Genomic DNA, 17413 nt, shown 5'->3' on the forward strand with positions numbered 1-17413 from the left:
CTGACGGAGAAGGAGTTCGAGGGGCTGCACGAGCTGAAGGCGGACGCGGCGCCGCCTCGCAAGGGGCAGATGCTGGAGATAGCGGGAGCGCGGGCCTACCTGAGCCTGCCGGAGAACGCGCGCAAGCCGATGCCGGCGGTGCTCGTCATCCACGAGTGGTGGGGGCTCAACGAGCACATCATGCACTGGGCGGATCGGCTGGCGGCCCAGGGCTACGCCGCGCTGGCGGTGGACCTGTACGGCGGCAAGGTGGCCACCACGCCCGAGGAGGCCATGGCCACGATGAAGGCGGTGGACCCGCGGCGCTCGGGGGACATCCTCCGGGCGGCGCACCAGTTCCTGATGACGGACATCCGGGTGCAGTCGACGCACACGGGGGTCATCGGCTGGTGCTTCGGCGGGGCCTGGTCGCTGCGCGCGGGCATGGCCATCCCGGAGCTGGACGCGGTGGTCATGTACTACGGGCGCCCGGTGACGGACGTGCAGGAGCTCAAGTCCATCAAGGCGCCGGTGCTGGGCATCTTCGGCACGAAGGATGAGTCCATCCCCAACGACGTGGTGGAGGAGTTCGACGAGGCGCTGTCGGACGCCGGGGTGCCGCACCGCATCCAGAGGTACGACGCGCCGCACGCCTTCGCGAACCCCTCGGCCCCGGGGCGCTACGATGCCGAGGCCGCGGCCGCCGCCTGGGACCAGGTGAGGGGCTTCCTGGCCGAGCACCTGAAGCAGTGAGGTTGGGCGAGGGCGGGAAGTCTCAGTAGGGCTTCTCGCCCACGTAGTTGCCCGGGGGCGTGTAGTTGCACACCCAGAGCTGCCACTTGGGAAACTTCGCGCCGAAGGGCGAGTTCTTCGTGCAGATGGCCGTCGCGCACCCCACCTGGGTCGTGTCGCGCCACACCAACTGGGTGTAGTGGCCGCACATCTTGCCCGGCGTGCACTTGTTGCTCGCGTACGAGTAGTCGGCCACCTCGGAGGCCCAGTCCAGCACCGCCTCCGGGTTCGTCCTCGAGCCCGGCGGTGCCGCGGCGGCGAGGTTCTCCCCGTACTTGCCCCGTTTCCGGTTGTGCTCGAACTGGCACTGGTTGGCCCAGGCCTGCGCCACCTTGGCCGCCTCCGGCGACCACGTGAGCGGCGGCAGGGGCGACTTCGGCTTGGGCTTCGCGCTCGCCCGCGCCTGGTTGTGCGCGGCGAGCATCTCCTGGGCCAGGGCGGAGGTGGCGCCCGTGTCCGGGGTGGGCTTCGTGGCGGCTTCGCTGGTGCCGCACCCCATGGCCCCCGCCGTCAGGCAGGTCAGCGACAGGGCGAGCAGGTGGAACTTCATTGAAATCATGGCGGGCTCCTCTCGCTGCAACACTTCGACGCAGGCTCGATTCCGTGGCAAGGATGCACCATGGAGAACACCCCGAACGATCCGCTCGAAGGCCTGCGTCCGGTCGCCGACCCCCGCGACCCCCGGGCCTCCTCCCTGCTGCGTCCCTTCTCGCCCGGCGCCTCGCTCCAGGACCGCACCGTCGTCCTCGGGCTGCCCTATGACGGTGGCATCCCCTCCCGTCCCGGCGCCCGCTTCGGCCCCAAGGCCCTCCGCGAGGCCCTCGCCTCCTATGGCACCTTCGATGGTCAGCGCGACCTCGGCGACGTGGTGGACATGGGAGACCTCGCGCTCGCCCCGATGAACGGCGCCATGGCCCACGTCCGCATCGAGGAGGCCGCCCGCAACCTCTTCGGCTCGGGGGCCCGGCCGCTGTTCATCGGCGGTGACAACGGCATCACCGGCTCGCTCCTGCGCGGGCTCGCCGCCGCGCGCCCCGGCCTGCGCCTGGCGCTCGTCACCATCGACGCGCACCTCGATGTTCGCGAGTACGATGACGCGGCCTCGCTCTCCAGTGGCACCCCGTACCGCCGCGCCCTGGAGACCGGCATCCTCACCGGCGCGCGCACCGCGATGATTGGCCTCCGCCGCTTCGCCAACTCGCGCTACTACCTCTCGTGGGCCCGCGAGCAGGGCATCCACCTCTACACCGTCGAGGACGTCGCCGAGCGCGGGGCCGTGTCCGTCGCCCGCGAGGCCCTGGCGCGTGTCTCGGCCCAGGCGGATGCCGTCTACCTCAGCGTGGACCTCGACGCCGCCGATGCCTCCGTGGCTCCGGGCGTCAGCGCCGTGGGCGTGGGGGGCCTCTCCGCGCGGGAGATGATCGACGTGGTGCGCACCGTCTCCGCCGAGCCGAAGCTGATGGGCGCTGACTTGATGGAGCTGTCTCCGCTCTACGACGAGAACGCCCGCACCGCCAAGCTGGCCGCGCGCCTGCTGTTGGAAGTGCTCTCCGCGCGCGGGTAGTCAGGCGGCCCCGTCCGGGGCTGGGAGGGGCGCATGCGATGGCAGTCAGAGTGGGCGCTCCTTTGCTGCATGTGGCTTGGCGCTTGTGTGGGCGCGCCCGGCCGTGGCGGTCCAGGTCACTATGCCCAGGACACGTTGAGGGCCCGCTGCACGCGGGACAACTCATCGGCCCCCGGAAAGGAGTGTTCTGGTGAGTGAGCGCTATCCAAAAATCCGTCTCCGCACGGAATCCAGAGGCTATTGGATACACGAGGGCTTGCGGTTGGATTTCTACATGCGCCGGCCGCACACAGAGATTGCACGGGCGGTCATGCGCTCGATGGACACCTATGTGCAGGCGGTGGGCACGGAGAATCTCGGCTTCTATGTGGACGGCGAGGGGGACTCTTGGGAACTCGACCAGGAGGGGTGGGCTGTCAACCGGCGCAGGCTGTTGGAGGAGCCCTGGCCTCGCGTCATTTTAGAAGATGCCAGCACGGATGCTCTGCGGGGGTACCAGTTCGAATACAAAGGCCGGCGAATCGACGACCCTGAGTGGCCAGGCTCCGAACTCTATGCGTGCGTGGCCTCGTTCTGGCTGCCCACGGAGTACCTGGAGGAGCACGGCCCGGGACGGGTGCGCGAGCTGGCGCTGGAACTGGCGGCCCCGCTGCCCTTGTGTTCTGGCAACGTGGGACTGGCCTTCCTGGGACCGAATGACGCGGTGGGAGTACCGAAGGAAATCCGCGACCGGTGCTTCCGCTACCCGGGCATGGACATCCCCGACGTGATGTCCTACGCGTACAATATTGGTACTCGGGTACGGGGCCCCTCGTGGCTGACGTTCCTGGGGCAGCCAGTGCTCGGAGAGCTGGGCGACGTGGCGGCACTGCGCTCGCGGCTGCACTCACCAGGAACCACCGTGCAGGAGTTGGAGGGGGGCCGGGCGGTGGTGACGCTGGGGGAATGGCCGGACGCGGGGGACACCGAGCAGGGCCGCACGCTGCCCGCCTACCGCGAGCTGGCGCGCGTGCTGGAGCCCTGGCTCTACGAGGGCCCCAAGTTCCAAACCGACTTCTCCCCGGAGGACAGGCGCCGCTGGGCGCGCCGCTTCCTCGACTGAGCCTCTCCCGGCTTCAGCGCTCCAGCTGGAGGAGGAAGGTGTTGCCACCCGGGGCCGGGCTCAGCGGGCCGGGGCCGAAGTCCACCGGGGCCCGGAAGGTGCCGACGAGCGTGCTCTCCCCCTGGCGTGTCGCGGACAGGTCCAGCGGCAGCCCGGACGCCGAGGGGTAGGTCCGTATCCACTGAGGCCTTCCCGTGGGGCGCTGCAGCCGCAGCACGTACAGGTTGGTCGCCCCCGGGTAGCCCGACAGCGCGCCGAGCCCGAGGCCGAAGTCCTCGCCTCCCGCGTAGCGGCCCGCGATGACCACGCCCGAGCCCTGGTCCATCGACACCAGCCCCGAGGCGCTGCCGAGCAAGAAGCCCCAGCGCTCGTCCAGGTCCCGGCTGTAGGCGAGCACGAAGCCACGGCTCGCGGTCGCCGTGAGCGTCTTGTCCTGGAAGACGAAGCTCCCCGTGAAGTAGCCGGACACCACCACGTGGTTGCCATGCGCCGCCACGCTCGTGGTCAGGCCGGAGGCCCCCGCGAGCGTCCGCGTCCACTCGAGCTGGCCCTCGGGGGACAGCCGCGAGAGGAAGGGTGTGAGGAGCGCATTGGGCGGGAGGAACCGGCCGCCCACGAGGTAGAGATCGCCCGCGTCGTCCTGGGCGAGGTCCATCGGGACGCCGCGCGCGGAGTCCACGTACACCCAGCGCAGCCCCCCCTTGGAATCGTAGCGGACGAGGAAGGGCTGGGCGGTGCCGGTGACGGGACCGTTGCCGAAGTCCACCCGGCCCGACAGGACACCCGCGAGGGTGATGTCACCCCGTTTGTCGACGGCCAGCTTCGTGGCGTTGGTGGGCAGGGCGCGCGCCCAGAGCGGAGTCCCATTCGCGTCGAACCGAGCGAGGAAGGCCCCCGGCGGCAGCGCTCCTCCGCCCAGGTCCAACCCGCCGCTCTGCAGGCCGAGGAGCAGGAAGTGGCCCGTCGCTTCCACCGCCAGCGCCTGGCCCCGCACGTAGGGGCTCGTCCCCGGGCGCGGGGGGGCCTCGAGGAGACGGCTCCACAGCCGCGCTCCATGGGGGACGTGCTTGGAGAGGGCCAGGACGGACGCTCCCGAGGGCGAGCCCACGGGGCCCTCTCCGAAGTCGATGGGCGTGCGGTGGTTGCCCAGGGTGATGACGTTGTCCCGCGCGTCCTGCTCGACGGCCACGGGCACGTCGCTCTCCGCGGCACTGCGCACCGTGTGCACCCAGCGCGTCTCGCCTCCGGAGGGGCGCGGCTTGGACGTCGAGCCTGTCCCCTGCTCCTCGCTGGCCGGTTCCTCGGGTGACACTCCTTCGCTCACGCCACAACCCGCGAGCACGGCTACCGTGACGAGGAGTCCCAGGAGCCTGCTCGGGAGCCTGCTCGCCTGCATCCAGCCTCGCGACATGACTGTCTCCTTCCGGCCGCCGCCGGTACCCGTCGGATGAAGGTGGGGGTTGCCCGACGAGAGCTCAACGGTGCCTCCGTCCCGGGCACGATGCCGCTTGTCCGTGAGGACGTTGCGCGCGTCGGGCCATGAACAGCCCTCAACGAGTGGTGACCGACCGACTCGGGCAACCTGCTCTGCTGTCGGCTCCGCTCCGACCGCTGGGTTTCAGCGGTTGAGAAAAAGCCCCGGGCCGGGAGGTGCCGCGTGACGGATGCCGAGTGTCTGGAATTGCTGCGGTGGGCCGCGCCGCGCCTCGGCCTGCGCTACGAGGGCTTCCGTCGCGTGCGTGGCCAGGTGTGCAAGCGGGTGGGCCGGAGGATGAAGGCCCTCGGGGTGGAGGGGCTCGCCGCCTACCTCCAGCGGTTGGAGGCGGACCCCTCCGAGTGCGCCGTGCTGGACGCCCTGTGCCGCGTCACCATCTCCCGCTTCTACCGGGACCGGGGCGTCTTCGACGCGCTCCGCGAGCCGCTCCTCCCCCAGGTGTTGCGGGCCGCGCGCGCCCGGGGTGAGACGGTGCTGCGTGTGTGGAGCGCCGGGTGTGCCTCGGGCGAGGAGCCCTACACCGTGGCCGTCCTCTTCCGACTCGGCCTCGCGCCGCGCTTCCCGGACTTCCGCCTGGAGTTGGTGGCCACCGACGCGGACGCCTCGCTCCTGGAGCGGGCCCGGAGGGGCTGTTACCGGCGCGCCACGCTGCGCGAGCTGCCCTCCCAATGGGTGGACACCGCCTTCGACCCGCACGACGGCGAGCAGTGCCTGCGCCCCGAGTACCGCGAGGGACTCGACTTCCGCTGCGAGGACCTGCGCCAGCGCATGCCCGAGGGCCCCTTCCACCTGGTGCTCTGCCGCAACGTGGCCTTCACCTACTTCGCCCGTCCCGTACAGCGCGAGCTCCTCCCCCGGCTCCTGGAGCACCTCGTCCCCGAGGGACTGCTCGCCCTGGGCGCCCACGAGTCCCTCCCCGAGGGCGCCACCGGCCTCGTCCCCGCCGCCGGGGCCCTGCCCCTCTTCCACCGGGCTGACGCGCCGCGTTGACGCGTTTGGACTTGCTGGAATTTAGCAATCCCTCTACATGCGTGATTCTCTCGATTTCTGCGGAATCCAGAAAATCTGGCGCGGAAGGGATACGGGCAGATGCGCAAGGTACTCGGAGCAGTCGCGGCGATGACGCTGTGGGCCTGCGGGGGGCAGAGCGGCCCCGCGAACACGGACGAGGCGGCCAAGGCCGCGGACGGGCTGGAGCTGACGACGGAGGCGGGCACGGTGTCGGGCCGCTTCGGCACGGCCGGCCAGGACGCGAGCGAGGCACGCTTCTCCTCGCGCCAGGTGGAGCAGGACGTCTACCGCATCGAGGTGCGGCTCAACGGGCTGACGCTGACGGGCCTGGTGGACGTGGCCAACGGCGTGTCGTCGCTGGACGGTTTCGCCGAGGAGAGCGGCCAGGACACGCAGCTGCTGGACGGGGACCGCGAGGTGCTCACGGGCCTGTCCGCGGCGCTCAACGCGCAGCTGCCGGCCGGTGACGCGGCGACGCCCGAGGCCAAGTACCTGCGGCGCGCGGTGAGCCTGTGGACGCAGCACTCGTCCTCGCTGGCGCTGCAGCGCACGGTGATGGGCGAGCAGGGCCGTGGCTACACCATGCTGTGCAGCTACGCGAAGTGCAACGGCGGCCGCTGGACGGGCAGCTGCGCGGGTGTCTTCAACTACTACTCCTACGCCAAGCACGACTGCCAGCACGGCGGCTTCGACGCCACCATCAACCAGCAGATCGCCCAGCTCGGTGACCACGCCTCGTGCAGCGGTGACGAGTACTACCTGAGCGGCGGCAGCTGGGTGTGCGGCGAGCCGGACCACTGGAGCCGCCCCAAGGTGCAGGGCAGCTGCTTCGGCCGCTGCGGCGGCGGGTGCGGCGGCGACACCCAGTACACGCTGGACGCCACCAACCACGACGGCTGCGTGCGCAACGGCCACGCGCTGGCGAGCGCCTACTGCGACGACCAGTTCGCCTCCGCGAGCGACGACGAGCTGTACGCTCCCAACTGCTACTGATGACTCGCTTCGCTTCGAGGAGGGCGGCCCCGCGCGCCATGGTGCTGGCACTGGGCCTGCTGGCCGCCCCCGGTTGTAGATCCTCGGAGGCGCGGAAGACCGAGGCCGCGCGGGCCACGGTGCAGCGCTTCTTCGAGGCGCTGCCCGAGGGCGACTGCGCGGAGCTCGGCCCCTTGCTCGTCGGCAAGGCGGCCGACGCCTGCCGCGAGACGGTGGACGAGATGAAGGAGCACGGCTTCTCCTTGGTGGAGGTGCTGGACGCGCGGGTGGATGGGCGGGACGCGAACGCGGTATTGGTGCGTACGCGAATCGCTCGGGACGGGCGGGTGCGCGAGGAGCCCCTGCTGTTGCGCGTGGAGCAGCACCCGGACGGTTGGAAGCTGCGCCTGTGAGGGGCGGCGTGTCAGGCCCCTCTTCGGAGAGAGACGAGCGATGAATCTCAGGTCCCGTATCGTTCCCCCGCTGGCCGCGGCCCTGCTGCTCGGGACCGCGCTGGCGTTGCGCTTCTTCGGGCCCGCGCCGGAGGCGAAGCCCCAGGCCCCGGAGCGGCGGTCCATGCCGGCGATCGCGGCGGTGGTGGCCATGCCCCCCCCCGTGCCCGTGTCGCCCGCCGCCGCGCCCGCCAGGCCCGAGCCGGTGAAGGCGGAGGCGCGGGTGGAGCTGGCGGAGGGGCGCGCGACAGTGGTGCCGATCGGCCCGGGAGACGTGGTGCCGGAGCCCGAGGTGGAGAACCCTCCGCCGCAGGAGAACGACCCCATCGAGCCCGAGAAGCCGCAAACGGCGGCATGGAAGCACGGGAAGATGGTGCGCATCTCGGAGCTGCTCGGACGGGACGTGGAGCGGCTGGAGCAGGAGCGGCTGAGCGCGGAGAAGCGCGGGGACTCGGCGGAGGCCAGGCGGCTGGAGGTTCAGCTCTCCCGGCACAAGGCGAGGCTCGGCACGCTGCGCGAGGAGATGGCGGCACTGGCGGAAGCGGCGCGCCACGAGCCGGCGGAGTGAGGACGCACCCCTCTCCCCCGGGAGAGGAAGGGGCCGAGGGGACCGGATGAAGCCGGGTTGCTTCCGCGAGCGCACCGCGTCCCCGTGGCTCTTGCTGTTGACGCTGTGCGCCTGTGCGCCCACGTCCCCCGTGGACTCCCCGTGGGCCGAGGCCACGCGAGCGGACGCGGTGGTGGGGGGCACGGACGCCCCGGACGATGCCGCGGTGGTGGCGCTGATCGCCCGGCGCACGCGGTGCCAGGAAGACTCGCTGACGCTGCTGTGCACGGGCTCGCTGGTGGCCCCGGACGTGGTGCTGACGGCGGCGCACTGCCTGGACATCTTCGACACGGACGGGGACTACGAGGTGTTTCTCGGCACCCGACTGCTGCCGGAGCCCGAAGCCAGCGGGCGCTTCGTCCGGGTGACACGCGCGGTGCGGCACCCCCGGTATGAGCGCACCACGCACGCCTGGGACGCGGCGCTGCTGCGCCTGGCCCGGCCGGTGGAGGTGCCGCCCCTCGCCCTGCCCGAGCCCGTCTGGGGCTCGCTGGAGACGGGCCAGGTGGCGCGCGTGGTGGGCTTCGGCGACACGAAGGACGCCACCGCCCCCTCGGGCCGACGCCGCCAGGGCGCGCTCCAGGTGACGCAGGTGGAGGCGGACGCCTTCCACGCCGGGCCCTCACCCGCGATGAGCTGCGTGGGCGACAGTGGCGGCCCGGTGCTGGTGCGAGGCCCGGACGGGCGCGAGGTGCTCGCCGGAGTGACGGCGAGCGGAGACGTGGCCTGCCGCACGGACGCCTTCAACGTCCGCGTGGACGCCCTGCTCGAGGACTTCGTCCGGCCCTTCCTCGCCGAGCCCGCGCCACTACCGGGCCCGGTGCTCGCTCCCGAGTCCCTCTGCGGGGCCACGTGCACCCACGCCGCCGAGTGCCCCGCGGGGCTCGCCTGCGTCCCCATGACGGAGGGCGGAGCGGGCCGCTGCCTCCTGCACGCGTTGCAGGAGGGCGACTACGGCGCGGCGTGTGCCGAGGACGCCCAGTGCGGAGCCGGGAGCGTGTGCGCGCGCCTGGAGCCCGAGGGCGAGGACGCATGCCGCTGCTTCACCCCCTGCGAGCGGACCGAGCCCGAGGGGGCGGGTGGTGGTTGCGCGAGCGCTCCGGGCCCGGGTGCGTGGGCCGGGTGGGTGCTGCTGGCCGGGTGGCTCAGCCGCCGTGGAGGGGCAGGCGCTTGCGCGGGCCGCCGCTGTGGGTGATGCCCATCTCGCTCGGAGCCTTCTTGCGGCCCTGCACGGGCGAGCCCCGCTTGCTGCGCGTCTCCTGGCGCTGCTTGGCCTCGCTGCGTGGCACCTTGGGACGCTCCTCGCGGCGGTAGGCGGCGGCCTCGGTGGCGACGGTCTTGGTGCGCTTCCCGTGGCGGTACTGGGCGGCGGCCTCGTCCGGAATCGTCCGGCGGCGCGAGGTGGAGCTGCCGGTCTCCGGCACGGGCAGCTTGAGGCTCTGCGCCGTCTTGCCCTCGCCGGGCGGACGGCGACGGCTGACGGAGCGGTCGGCGGCGGCGGCCCGGCCGACGATGCCGCGGCTCTTCTTGAGGGCGTGGGCGCTCTTGCCGGCGGGAACGTCACCAATGTCCGTGGCCTTCACCGTCACGGTCGTACCCTTGGCCTTGGCGCGCTTGGCACGCGCCTGCTTCGTTTTCTCTGGCATGGGACCTCCCCCATGTGAGGTAGGGATGGCCGGCCCGATTGACCAGGGGCCGGACCATCCGTCGGTTATGGGTTATCGGGTGGAGCGAGCGCGCTATGCGGTGTTGCCGCGCTTCGTCTTGCGCCGGCTGATGGTCTTCTTGCCGGGCCGCACCTCGGTGGTGGCGGGCCCGTGTCCCACCGGCTCCGTCATGGCCGGGCCGGGCGTGGCCTTGCGCATCAACCGCTCGCGACGCAGCGCCGCGGCCTGGTCCCGGGGCACTGTCTTGCGCCCCTTGCTGACGCCCACGGCCTGCTGGTTGGGCTGCGTCACGTCGACGTCCGTCACCCGCCTCTTGTTCTTGATGCCTGCTTCCCGCGTCCTGACCGCCATGTGTTGACCTCCTGACTGGGAGGTAAGGACGCCCGGACCGTTTTTAAATCCCCCCGCTCCCTCTCCCGTGCGACGTGCGCCCGCTGGCTCAGCGCCCCAACTCGGAGCGGGCGCGGGGGCATTGCGCCACGACGGCCCGCGACTCTTCGTCCCCGCCCTTCGCCGCGCGCACCGCGCGCGACACCGAGCTCGAGCACGTGAAGGGCGAGGGGGTTGCCCTCGAGTTGCAGCAGCGCCACCCATCCAGCCGCTTGAGGTACGTGAGCGCCTCGCGCCGGGTGGGCATCACCACGAACCACACCGAGGCGAGCAGCAGCACCAGCCAGACGCCCTGCCAGCCCAGGCCGCGCTGCCACTTGCGCGACAGCAGTGGCACCGCCTCGGGCTCCACCTTCAGCAGCCGATCGAAGTAGCGCCGCTGCAGCACGGGCGAGATGGGCAGATCCAACGGCACCAGGAAGGCCCGGGCCAGTCCCAACCCCGGGCCCGGCGCGCCCGCCTCCTTCGCGTCCACCATCCGCAGGCCCACCACGCCGCGCCACAGCGTCCAGCCGCTCCACCCGCCGGCGAGCGACATCAGCAGCCACACCCCCACCCCGGCCAGCACCAGCGCGCTCGGCGTGCGATCCACGTCCAGCGCGCGCAGGGCGCCCCAGCCCAGCAGCGCCGACGTGGCCAGGTCCAGCACGTCCGCGAACCACAGCCGCCAGAGGTAGCGGGTGTCGGCCGGCTCGAATTCCGAGGAGAACAGCGCGTCGTCCATTGCGCCCCAGCATAGACCGCCCACCGGGCGCGGCTCGGGTTTGTTGCCGCGGCTCACCCGCCGTCGCGCTTGATGTGCATCTGGCTGGGCGGCTTCTTGCGCCCGTGGACCGGGGCCACTGTGCGGGGGATTTTGGGCCGAGGGGGCTCCGCCGCTGGACCCAGGCGAGCCCGCGCCAGCAGCCGCTCGCGGCGCAGCAGGGGAATCTCGTCCTGGAAGGGGGTGGCTCTGCCCTTGCTGGCCTGCTGGCTGGGCTGCGCGCTGTGCGCGTCCGCCTGCCGCAAGCGTTTGATGCCCACCATGTCCGTCCGAACCGCCATGTGCACTCCCTCCTCTCAGAGAGGAATGAGCAGGCGGGAGGCTCTCGTCATCCCACCCGGGGGCGCGAGAGGGCGCTGGCTGGCTGCTCGGGCGGAGCCGCTCAGGACGTCCGGCGCTTCTTGCGCACGGGCACCAGCTCCGGGAACAGCCATCCGTCCGCCTTCGCCGACGAGCGGGCCGACGCGGACACCTCGTTGGCCGTCTCCGACCGGGTGGCCTTCAGCGAGCGACCCGACGTCTCCGTCAGGGCCTTGAGCGGCGGGAGGTTCGTCTTGCGGCAGCTGCGGCACCAGGACTGCGGCCGGCGCTCGCCGCGGATGATGCGGGTGCCGAAGTCCTGCTGCGTCGGCCCCACGTGGCCGCAGCGGGGGCAGCGCGAGAGCGCCGTCTTCCCCACTTCCTTGGCCAGCTTGCGGCCGTGCTGAACCACCAGGGCCAGGGCCGCGGCGAACCCCGCCGGCTTGGGCGTCCCGTTCTTGCGGGCTCGCTTCTTGCGCCCGCTCCCGGACTGGACAGGCATCAGGTCCGCTCCAAAGAGAAGGTTCCCCTGCTCAAGGACTCGCAACGTGCCGTGGGTGGTCGAGTGGCTCACGGCACCAGAGATACTAGAGGGGTCTGACATGCCCTGCCGATCGGCAAGGTCGCCCGGCCCCTCCCCTGACGTGGGGCCTTTCCCGACCTGGGTGGCTGCCCCTCCAGGAAACCCTGGTCACCTCTTACCTGATCGGCCGGCCCCCCCCCACGGCCGGCCATGCCCACCTTTCACCAAACGACACCGAGGAGCGCTCCATGGCCGACAATCCAACGGAAACCCCCCAGAGCCGCAGCGAGAAGCGCCACGAGTCCCACATCGGCACCACCTACGCCGCCTTCATCCGGCACCTGTCCGAGGTGGGGAAGATGGAGACGGGGGTGGCTGAGTGTGCGGCGGTGTCGGTGGTGAATGCGCTGCTGCACCGGATCCAACCCAGCGAGGCGAAGGATCTGAGGGCGCAGCTGCCGCGCAAGCTGGTGGAGTTCCTGCCCAAGGAGAACCAGGCGGCGCCGGGCACCCGCGCCTTCGGCAGGACCCGGGAGGACTTCCTGCGGGTGGTGGCGGAGGACCTGCGCAAGGACATCTCCGAGGTGGAGCCCCTGGTGCGCGCCGTCTTCCAGGGGCTGCGCGAGCACATCTCGGAGGGGGAGGCCGACGACGTGGAGAGCAACCTCCCCCCGGACCTGCAGGACCTCTGGCGGCGTACCCAGTAGGCCACCCGGGAGGGCTCAGGGCGCGCCCGTGTCCCCGGTGGTGCGGACGGGGAAGACGGGCGTGCCGCCCGGGGTGCTCGGGTCGTGCGGGAGGCTGCCGCGCGGGCTGCGCAGGTACACGAAGGGCGTGGCGAAGAGGAAGTTGCTCACCCGCGACGTGTAGATGTCCGCGTAGCGCTCCACCTGGCGCGCCAGGTGGCTCTTGTCGTTGCCCGCGCGCGTGAGCAGGCCCCAGATGGGGTTGGCCAGCTCGCTGGCGGCGCGGGCCATGGGGCCGATCTCCGTGTCGAGCCGCTCCAGCTGGCCGCGCAGCTCGAGCGCGCGGGCGTGGAGCCGCTCGTCGGTGAGCGAGGCCTCGCGCGGGCCGTAGCCGAGCCGCCGCCGCTGCAGCTCCAGCCGCACCTGGCAGGACTCGGCCTCCAGCCGCTCCTTCTCCTGCATCTTCTCGGCGATGCGTGCCTCGGTGGCCCGGAAGGCGCTGATGGCGCGAATCTCGTCCTCCAGCTCGCGCAGCACGAGCGCGGTGCGCCAGCGCAGCACGTTCTTGCTGACGTGGACGTCGCCGAACATGTGGTCGCCCACGTAGAGGATTTCATCGCCACTCATGCCCAGGGAGCGCTCCACCTCGGCGGCGCTGCCACCGAAGTAGGGCACGCCCGGCTTGAGCGGCCCCGAGTGCGGACGCAGCAGGCCCTCGTGGCCCGGCACCGTCGTCACCACCTCGAAGAGCGAGGCGCGCGTGGTGAAGAACTCGGGCTTGCGCGCGCTGACGATGACCACGTCGAAGAGCTCGCGCCACGTCATCCCCTCGGGGAGGTACGGGTCGAACGCGGCGTGCATCATGGGCAGGGTGTAGGCCCACTCGCTGTTGGTGATGAGCAGCAGCTTCTTGCCCGCGTTCTTCTGGTCCAGCAGGGCGAGCGTCGTGTCCGGGTCCGCCAGCACGTAGCGGCCCGGATCGGCGATGATCTCCGCCTTGAGCGCGCCCTCCATGTGCGTGGCGTCGAGGCTGCGGCGCACGTGCTCGTAGACGTCGCCGTAGCCCATGGGGCCGGCGAGCTTGCCGGCGTCCAGCAGGTCCACCACCTGGGCGTAGAGACAGGCCTCGGAGAGCGAGAAGAGCGTGTTGAGGAACACCCAGCGCCGATCCGCCAGGTCGATGAGGGTGCCGGAGTACTCGTGGCGCTGGGCCTCGAAGTCCATGGGCCGGGTGCCATGGAGGGCCTTCTTCACGAAGCCGAAGCGGTTGGCCTTGAGCAGGTTGCCCTTCTCGGTGTCGATGATGAGGCCGCGCATGGCCAGCATCGGATCAAACGTGAGGTGGGCCACCGGCCACCCCAACGCGACGAGCCGGTCTCGCATATGTTCGTAGGCTCGCTGCTCCCACGCTTCCACCTTGTAATGGATGAGCGTGTAGTCCATGTCATAACCGATGGCCTTGATGGCCCTCATGTTGAGGGTTCGATTACAGAAGAGCCCCCGCTCGGGTGGGGGGGCTGTCAGGTGGCTGCTCATAGAGCTACCTTCGTGCCCTGGCCGGTGCCAAAAGTCGATGCTTCTGGCGGCGAGGGTGTTGGTGGAGGGCGGGGGACCCGCCTCGGAGTGAGGGGAGTCGAACATGAGGAGCCTGCCGGGCCTGGCAGTGCTGGTGGTGGTGATGGCGGTGGGAGTCGCCAGCGCCGAGGAGTGGAAGAAGGTCGCGGGCGGTGACATCACCATCAAGGTGAGGGACAGGCCGGACATCCCCGGGGGCGTCCAGGAGGTGTGGGCCGAGGGCGAGCTGGCCGCCGACATCCGGGACATCCAGTCCGCGCTCAGGGACCACGAGAGCTTCCGGCACTGGATGCCGTACGTGACGGAGTCCAAGCTGGTGGCCAACGAGCCGGAAGGGCGCGTGACGTACACGCAGCTCGACTTCCCCATCATCTCCAACCGGGACTACGTGCTGCGGGTGGTGGACGAGCAGCTGCTGGCCGAGGACGGCTCGGGGGAGTTCCGCCAGAGGTGGTCCGCGGAGAGCAAGGGCCTGCCGGAGCGCAAGGGCGTGGTGCGGCTGCGCCACAACCAGGGCAGCTGGCTCTTCACCCCGAGCGGCGAGGGCCGCTCGCGCTTCGTCTACCGCTTCTCCGTGGAGCCCGGGGGCTCCATTCCCGGCTTCCTGGCCGGGGTGGGCCAGAAGGACGCGGTGATGGCCACGGTGCGCGCGGTGGAGAAGCGGGCCCAGAAGCTGGGCTCCGAGCGCGCCTCGGCGCGCTAGTCGGGCCTACGTGCCCGTCCCCGTGAGCGGGGGCGGGGCGCGCTGGGCGATGCGCTCGAGCACCTCGGGGGGCAGCCTCCGCTGGGCCAGCTCGAAGACTCGAGCCTCCTCGAAGCGCACATGGGCGATGAGGCGCAGGCCCAGCTTCTCCAGGCGGATGCGCAGCGGCAGCGCGTCGGCGGCGACGAGCGTGCGCAGGGCCTCGTGCTCCTCCCAGACGCGCGCCACCAGCTCCTCCTCTCCGGCGGCCTCCAGGGCGGGCAGCAGCTCCTGCTCCTCGGTGAGGAAGTGCGGCTGCACCTCGGCGAAGAAGCGGCGGCGCAGGACCTCCCACGCACGGGACAGCTCCTCCTCGGGGCCGGAGGAGACCTCCAACAGGCGGCGGCCGAAGAGGAGGGCCTCCTGGTGCTCCGCGGACAGCCCCCGCAGGCGTGCGTCGCGCATCATGACAGCCCCACTCCGAGCAGGACGAGCGTGAGGGTACCGGCCACGCCCAACGTCCAGCCGATGGAGTGCAGCCGGCGGGGCGAGGGGAGGGCCACGCACAGCCCGAGCGCCACGAGGCCCATGGGCAGCAGCGCCGCGACGCGCGCGAGGGGCAGGCCGGAGTGCACGGCCCAGGTGACGGCCGCGACGAGCGAGAGGGCGATGGTGGCGCCACCGGTGCAGCGCAGCCGCTCGCGGTGGGCACGAGGCCGGTGGCTGGCGATGACGGTGCGCACGGCCAGGGTGGCGAGCCCGAAGGCCAGGCCGTAGGTGCCCCAGAGCGAGAGCGCGGAGGTGGCGGACAGGCCCCCGGCCCGAGCGATGGGCACGGCCCAGGCACTGAGGGCGAGCGAGGCGAGCACCTCGCCCGAGAGGGTGCGCTCCTGGTGGTTCCAGGCGAGCAGCAGCACCTCGCCGCCGAGGATGAGGGGCAGCGCGAGGAAGGGCCGGGCCTCGGCGGGCATGGCGAGCACACCGAGCGCGAGGCCCAGCACGCCCAGCGTCCCCATCAGGAGGCCCCAGACTCGGGCGCGGCCACCGTCGCGCTCGCCGCGGCGGGAGCCCCGCTGGCCGAGCAGCAGCAGGAGGGGCTCATGGGCGAGCAGCGAGGCGAGGGCGGCGCCGGAGAGCCAGAGGCCGCTGGTGGGGGCGCCGGTGACGAGGAGGGCGGTGGCGAGGGGCAGGCCGAGCTGGAACCAGACACCGTGCTCGCGGGGGAGGAGGCCCTGGAGGAGAGAACCCGGGGAGGGGAGGGTCGAGAGGGAGGACATCGTGCGAGCGACCTCGTTCAGCGGCAAGCGGGGCACCAGGGAGGTGCCTGGAGTCACTCAGAGCAAAGGGTGTTCCAACGCGCGTGAGGGCGGAGGTGGGGGCGGTGGGCGCAAGGGGTGCGGAAGGGGTGGGGGAGCCCGCAAACCTTGCGGGGCGGGGACAGGCTTCAGGAGAGAGAAGGGCGAGGCACGCTTCCTGAAATGGGGGGAGCCACACGTCGTGGGCCCGTGTGGGTCCGCCGAGAGAAGTGGGGATGTGGCCATGGACACCTTGTTCAACGAAGCGCGGGCGTCGTTGCTGCAGCGGCGGAGCAGCCTGCGCGGTGCGCTCCGCGACAACGGGTGGCTGAGGGGCGAGCGGGAGCCGGACCCGGTGGACGAGGCCGCGGAGGAGACCGCTGCGGAGGTGCGGGAGCGGCTGACGGAGCGGGAGCTGCGGGAGCTGCGGGACATCGACGACGCGTTGGTGCGCATCGAGCAGGGCCGGTTCGGGCACTGCGCGCGCTGCGGCGGGGCGATTGGCCGGCACCGGCTGCGCGCGATCCCCGAGGCCCGCCACTGCATGGCGTGCAGTGCCCAGGTGGTGCGCTGAGCCGATTCCCGGAGTCACCTCGGGGGAGGTGACGGCTGAAGTGGTATTTTGCTTGCCAACGCGAGGGAGTGCCCCTATTGTCCGTCGCGGCTCGTGGGGACCGTGCGGCTCCTCCACCGTTGATTGCTCATGCGTGAAGTAGCTTGAAGCAAGGTCTCCACGAGCCACTATCCGAAGTTCCCGTGCTCGGTCGGGTGCACTTGGCACGTCCGCGTGCGCGCGAGTGAAGGCCCATGCCTCGGGAGCGCGGTCCTCAGTCGAGGAAGCGGCGCTCCCAGCGACGCATGTCCTCGTCGGAGAAGCCGCTCCAGGGGATTCGCCGCAGGTGGAGCCAGGGCTCCAGGACGCGCGCCAGCTCGCGGTGGACGGGCAGGTCGCGGCCCTGCTGGGTGTCGCCCGCTTCGGGCCAGTTCCCCAGGGTGACGACGGCCCGCGCGCCATCCAATTCCTGGACGGTGATGTCGGGAGAGGAGAGGCGGGCGCGCAGACCCGTGGTGCCTCCCAACTCCCCGAGCACCGGTTGGCCCAGGAAGGTCAGCCAGTAGGCGCCGCGCACCCGTGTGCCGATGGTCTCGGACACCTGCATCAGGTCCAAGACGTCCATTCCCGGGTAACGAAGGCAGAGGGGATGAAGTTCCAGGGGAGTCCCGAGGCGATTGAAGGCGAGGCCCGCGTGGCCCGAGTTGAAGGGCAGCGGTGCGGCCAGCTCCAGTGCCAGCTCTCGCACCCGCCTCGGACCGTGCTCTTCGAGGTACTCCGTTGGCAGCCAGAAGCACACGGCGCAAGCCACGTCCGGACGAAAGGCGCCGAGCCCTTTTCCGCAGTATTCGACCTCGTAACCCGAGGCGGCATCCGGGTGCTCGCACAAGTCGAAGACGTGGCTGCCGGGCCATTCGGCATCGAGCAACTGGCGCCGGATGACGTTCCACCCGGACGCATCCAGCTCTTGCCAGTCACCGTTGTCATCGGCAAACCAGGCAAGCG

22 protein-coding genes are annotated in these 17413 nt (G+C 71.4%); 11 read left to right on the forward strand and 11 right to left on the reverse strand.

All coding sequences use genetic code 11. The features are described from left to right. Positions 1 to 732 (forward strand): dienelactone hydrolase family protein (locus VF697_RS31240; RefSeq protein WP_331100666.1); only part of this gene is annotated, 732 nt, incomplete at its 5' end. A 22-nt stretch (positions 733 to 754) separates the two neighbouring features. On the opposite strand, the gene VF697_RS31245 is transcribed toward VF697_RS31240, so the two are convergent. Beyond that, the gene (locus tag VF697_RS31245) at positions 755 to 1330 is read right to left on the reverse strand and encodes a CAP domain-containing protein (RefSeq protein ID WP_331100669.1); all 576 of its coding nucleotides are present in this window, start codon (positions 1328 to 1330) and stop codon (positions 755 to 757) included. Positions 1331 to 1390: 60 nt separating this feature from the next. Here VF697_RS31245 and VF697_RS31250 point away from each other — a divergent pair, with 60 nt between their 5' ends. Beyond that, on the forward strand, positions 1391 to 2335 hold the full coding sequence (locus VF697_RS31250) for an agmatinase family protein (RefSeq protein ID WP_331100671.1): 945 nt from the start codon (positions 1391 to 1393) through the stop codon (positions 2333 to 2335). A gap of 310 nt (positions 2336 to 2645) precedes the next feature. Beyond that, positions 2646 to 3437 (forward strand): DUF3396 domain-containing protein, encoded by a 792-nt coding sequence (locus VF697_RS31255; RefSeq protein ID WP_331100672.1) that lies wholly within the window; start codon positions 2646 to 2648, stop codon positions 3435 to 3437. A gap of 13 nt (positions 3438 to 3450) precedes the next feature. On the opposite strand, the gene VF697_RS31260 is transcribed toward VF697_RS31255, so the two are convergent. Beyond that, positions 3451 to 4848, reverse strand: a complete 1398-nt coding sequence (locus tag VF697_RS31260) for a hypothetical protein (RefSeq protein ID WP_331100673.1) — start codon at positions 4846 to 4848, stop codon at positions 3451 to 3453. Positions 4849 to 5094: 246 nt separating this feature from the next. On the opposite strand from VF697_RS31260, the gene VF697_RS31265 reads away from it, so the two are divergent. From VF697_RS31265 to VF697_RS31285, 5 genes are all read left to right on the forward strand, one after another. Continuing rightward, the gene (locus VF697_RS31265) at positions 5095 to 5922 is read left to right on the forward strand and encodes a CheR family methyltransferase (RefSeq protein WP_331100674.1); all 828 of its coding nucleotides are present in this window, start codon (positions 5095 to 5097) and stop codon (positions 5920 to 5922) included. 99 nt (positions 5923 to 6021) lie between these two features. Next, positions 6022 to 6936 carry a hypothetical protein gene (locus VF697_RS31270; RefSeq protein WP_331100675.1) on the forward strand — a complete coding sequence of 305 codons (915 nt, stop codon included), beginning with the start codon at positions 6022 to 6024 and terminating at the stop codon, positions 6934 to 6936. Next, positions 6936 to 7328, forward strand: a complete 393-nt coding sequence (locus tag VF697_RS31275; RefSeq protein ID WP_331100676.1) for a hypothetical protein — start codon at positions 6936 to 6938, stop codon at positions 7326 to 7328. Before VF697_RS31270 ends, VF697_RS31275 begins: the two co-directional genes overlap by 1 nt. Positions 7329 to 7368: 40 nt before the next feature. Further along, a complete protein-coding gene (locus tag VF697_RS31280) occupies positions 7369 to 7935 on the forward strand; it encodes a hypothetical protein (RefSeq protein WP_331100678.1) in 567 nt (188 codons plus the stop codon). 46 nt (positions 7936 to 7981) lie between these two features. After that, positions 7982 to 9169: a S1 family peptidase gene (locus VF697_RS31285; protein WP_331100680.1), complete on the forward strand. Its 1188-nt coding sequence runs from the start codon at positions 7982 to 7984 to the stop codon at positions 9167 to 9169. Here VF697_RS31285 and VF697_RS31290 read toward each other — a convergent pair. The 5 genes from VF697_RS31290 to VF697_RS31310 form a co-directional block, all read right to left on the reverse strand. Then, entirely contained in the window at positions 9120 to 9620 is a 501-nt protein-coding gene (locus tag VF697_RS31290; protein ID WP_331100682.1) for a hypothetical protein, read from the reverse strand. The genes VF697_RS31285 and VF697_RS31290 overlap by 50 nt on opposite strands. A gap of 93 nt (positions 9621 to 9713) precedes the next feature. Beyond that, on the reverse strand, positions 9714 to 9992 hold the full coding sequence (locus VF697_RS31295) for a hypothetical protein (protein WP_331100685.1): 279 nt from the start codon (positions 9990 to 9992) through the stop codon (positions 9714 to 9716). Positions 9993 to 10080: 88 nt separating this feature from the next. After that, positions 10081 to 10755 carry a hypothetical protein gene (locus tag VF697_RS31300; RefSeq protein ID WP_331100687.1) on the reverse strand — a complete coding sequence of 225 codons (675 nt, stop codon included), beginning with the start codon at positions 10753 to 10755 and terminating at the stop codon, positions 10081 to 10083. Between the two features lie 53 nt (positions 10756 to 10808). Beyond that, positions 10809 to 11075 (reverse strand): hypothetical protein, encoded by a 267-nt coding sequence (locus VF697_RS31305; RefSeq protein WP_331100689.1) that lies wholly within the window; start codon positions 11073 to 11075, stop codon positions 10809 to 10811. A gap of 101 nt (positions 11076 to 11176) precedes the next feature. After that, the gene (locus VF697_RS31310; RefSeq protein ID WP_331100690.1) at positions 11177 to 11596 is read right to left on the reverse strand and encodes a hypothetical protein; all 420 of its coding nucleotides are present in this window, start codon (positions 11594 to 11596) and stop codon (positions 11177 to 11179) included. A gap of 269 nt (positions 11597 to 11865) precedes the next feature. On the opposite strand from VF697_RS31310, the gene VF697_RS31315 reads away from it, so the two are divergent. Next, on the forward strand, positions 11866 to 12324 hold the full coding sequence (locus VF697_RS31315) for a DUF2267 domain-containing protein (RefSeq protein WP_331100692.1): 459 nt from the start codon (positions 11866 to 11868) through the stop codon (positions 12322 to 12324). A 15-nt stretch (positions 12325 to 12339) separates the two neighbouring features. Here the strand turns inward: VF697_RS31315 and VF697_RS31320 are convergent, their stop codons facing one another. Beyond that, positions 12340 to 13839 carry an HAD-IG family 5'-nucleotidase gene (locus VF697_RS31320; protein WP_331100694.1) on the reverse strand — a complete coding sequence of 500 codons (1500 nt, stop codon included), beginning with the start codon at positions 13837 to 13839 and terminating at the stop codon, positions 12340 to 12342. A gap of 103 nt (positions 13840 to 13942) precedes the next feature. Between VF697_RS31320 and VF697_RS31325 the strand changes: the two genes are divergently transcribed. After that, positions 13943 to 14581, forward strand: a complete 639-nt coding sequence (locus VF697_RS31325) for an START domain-containing protein (RefSeq protein WP_331100696.1) — start codon at positions 13943 to 13945, stop codon at positions 14579 to 14581. Between the two features lie 6 nt (positions 14582 to 14587). On the opposite strand, the gene VF697_RS31330 is transcribed toward VF697_RS31325, so the two are convergent. Then, positions 14588 to 15028, reverse strand: a complete 441-nt coding sequence (locus tag VF697_RS31330; RefSeq protein WP_331100698.1) for a hemerythrin domain-containing protein — start codon at positions 15026 to 15028, stop codon at positions 14588 to 14590. After that, entirely contained in the window at positions 15025 to 15837 is an 813-nt protein-coding gene (locus VF697_RS31335) for a YwiC-like family protein (RefSeq protein ID WP_331100700.1), read from the reverse strand. The genes VF697_RS31330 and VF697_RS31335 overlap by 4 nt, the downstream gene beginning before the upstream one ends. Before the next feature lie 262 nt (positions 15838 to 16099). Between VF697_RS31335 and VF697_RS31340 the strand changes: the two genes are divergently transcribed. Continuing rightward, on the forward strand, positions 16100 to 16429 hold the full coding sequence (locus tag VF697_RS31340) for a TraR/DksA family transcriptional regulator (protein ID WP_331100702.1): 330 nt from the start codon (positions 16100 to 16102) through the stop codon (positions 16427 to 16429). Between the two features lie 253 nt (positions 16430 to 16682). Here VF697_RS31340 and VF697_RS31345 read toward each other — a convergent pair. Beyond that, positions 16683 to 17413, reverse strand: a 731-nt coding sequence (locus tag VF697_RS31345) for a DUF3396 domain-containing protein (RefSeq protein ID WP_331100705.1), incomplete at its 5' end; no start/stop codon positions are given.

Origin of the sequence: Archangium sp. (genome assembly GCF_036388035.1) — a bacterium.
Lineage (GTDB): Bacteria > Myxococcota > Myxococcia > Myxococcales > Myxococcaceae > Archangium.

Excerpts from the sequence above, each read along its gene's own strand:
- VF697_RS31245 (WP_331100669.1), bottom strand. The coding sequence starts at position 1,330 with ATGATTTCAATGAAGTTCCACCTGCTCGCCCTGTCGCTGACCTGCCTG.
- VF697_RS31250 (WP_331100671.1), top strand. The coding sequence starts at position 1,391 with ATGGAGAACACCCCGAACGATCCGCTCGAAGGCCTGCGTCCGGTCGCC.
- VF697_RS31255 (WP_331100672.1), top strand. The coding sequence starts at position 2,646 with ATGCGCTCGATGGACACCTATGTGCAGGCGGTGGGCACGGAGAATCTC.
- VF697_RS31260 (WP_331100673.1), bottom strand. The coding sequence starts at position 4,848 with ATGTCGCGAGGCTGGATGCAGGCGAGCAGGCTCCCGAGCAGGCTCCTG.
- VF697_RS31270 (WP_331100675.1), top strand. The coding sequence starts at position 6,022 with ATGCGCAAGGTACTCGGAGCAGTCGCGGCGATGACGCTGTGGGCCTGC.
- VF697_RS31275 (WP_331100676.1), top strand. The coding sequence starts at position 6,936 with ATGACTCGCTTCGCTTCGAGGAGGGCGGCCCCGCGCGCCATGGTGCTG.
- VF697_RS31280 (WP_331100678.1), top strand. The coding sequence starts at position 7,369 with ATGAATCTCAGGTCCCGTATCGTTCCCCCGCTGGCCGCGGCCCTGCTG.
- VF697_RS31285 (WP_331100680.1), top strand. The coding sequence starts at position 7,982 with ATGAAGCCGGGTTGCTTCCGCGAGCGCACCGCGTCCCCGTGGCTCTTG.
- VF697_RS31290 (WP_331100682.1), bottom strand. The coding sequence starts at position 9,620 with ATGCCAGAGAAAACGAAGCAGGCGCGTGCCAAGCGCGCCAAGGCCAAG.
- VF697_RS31295 (WP_331100685.1), bottom strand. The coding sequence starts at position 9,992 with ATGGCGGTCAGGACGCGGGAAGCAGGCATCAAGAACAAGAGGCGGGTG.
- VF697_RS31300 (WP_331100687.1), bottom strand. The coding sequence starts at position 10,755 with ATGGACGACGCGCTGTTCTCCTCGGAATTCGAGCCGGCCGACACCCGC.
- VF697_RS31305 (WP_331100689.1), bottom strand. The coding sequence starts at position 11,075 with ATGGCGGTTCGGACGGACATGGTGGGCATCAAACGCTTGCGGCAGGCG.
- VF697_RS31310 (WP_331100690.1), bottom strand. The coding sequence starts at position 11,596 with ATGCCTGTCCAGTCCGGGAGCGGGCGCAAGAAGCGAGCCCGCAAGAAC.
- VF697_RS31315 (WP_331100692.1), top strand. The coding sequence starts at position 11,866 with ATGGCCGACAATCCAACGGAAACCCCCCAGAGCCGCAGCGAGAAGCGC.
- VF697_RS31320 (WP_331100694.1), bottom strand. The coding sequence starts at position 13,839 with ATGAGCAGCCACCTGACAGCCCCCCCACCCGAGCGGGGGCTCTTCTGT.
- VF697_RS31325 (WP_331100696.1), top strand. The coding sequence starts at position 13,943 with ATGAGGAGCCTGCCGGGCCTGGCAGTGCTGGTGGTGGTGATGGCGGTG.
- VF697_RS31330 (WP_331100698.1), bottom strand. The coding sequence starts at position 15,028 with ATGATGCGCGACGCACGCCTGCGGGGGCTGTCCGCGGAGCACCAGGAG.
- VF697_RS31335 (WP_331100700.1), bottom strand. The coding sequence starts at position 15,837 with ATGTCCTCCCTCTCGACCCTCCCCTCCCCGGGTTCTCTCCTCCAGGGC.
- VF697_RS31340 (WP_331100702.1), top strand. The coding sequence starts at position 16,100 with ATGGACACCTTGTTCAACGAAGCGCGGGCGTCGTTGCTGCAGCGGCGG.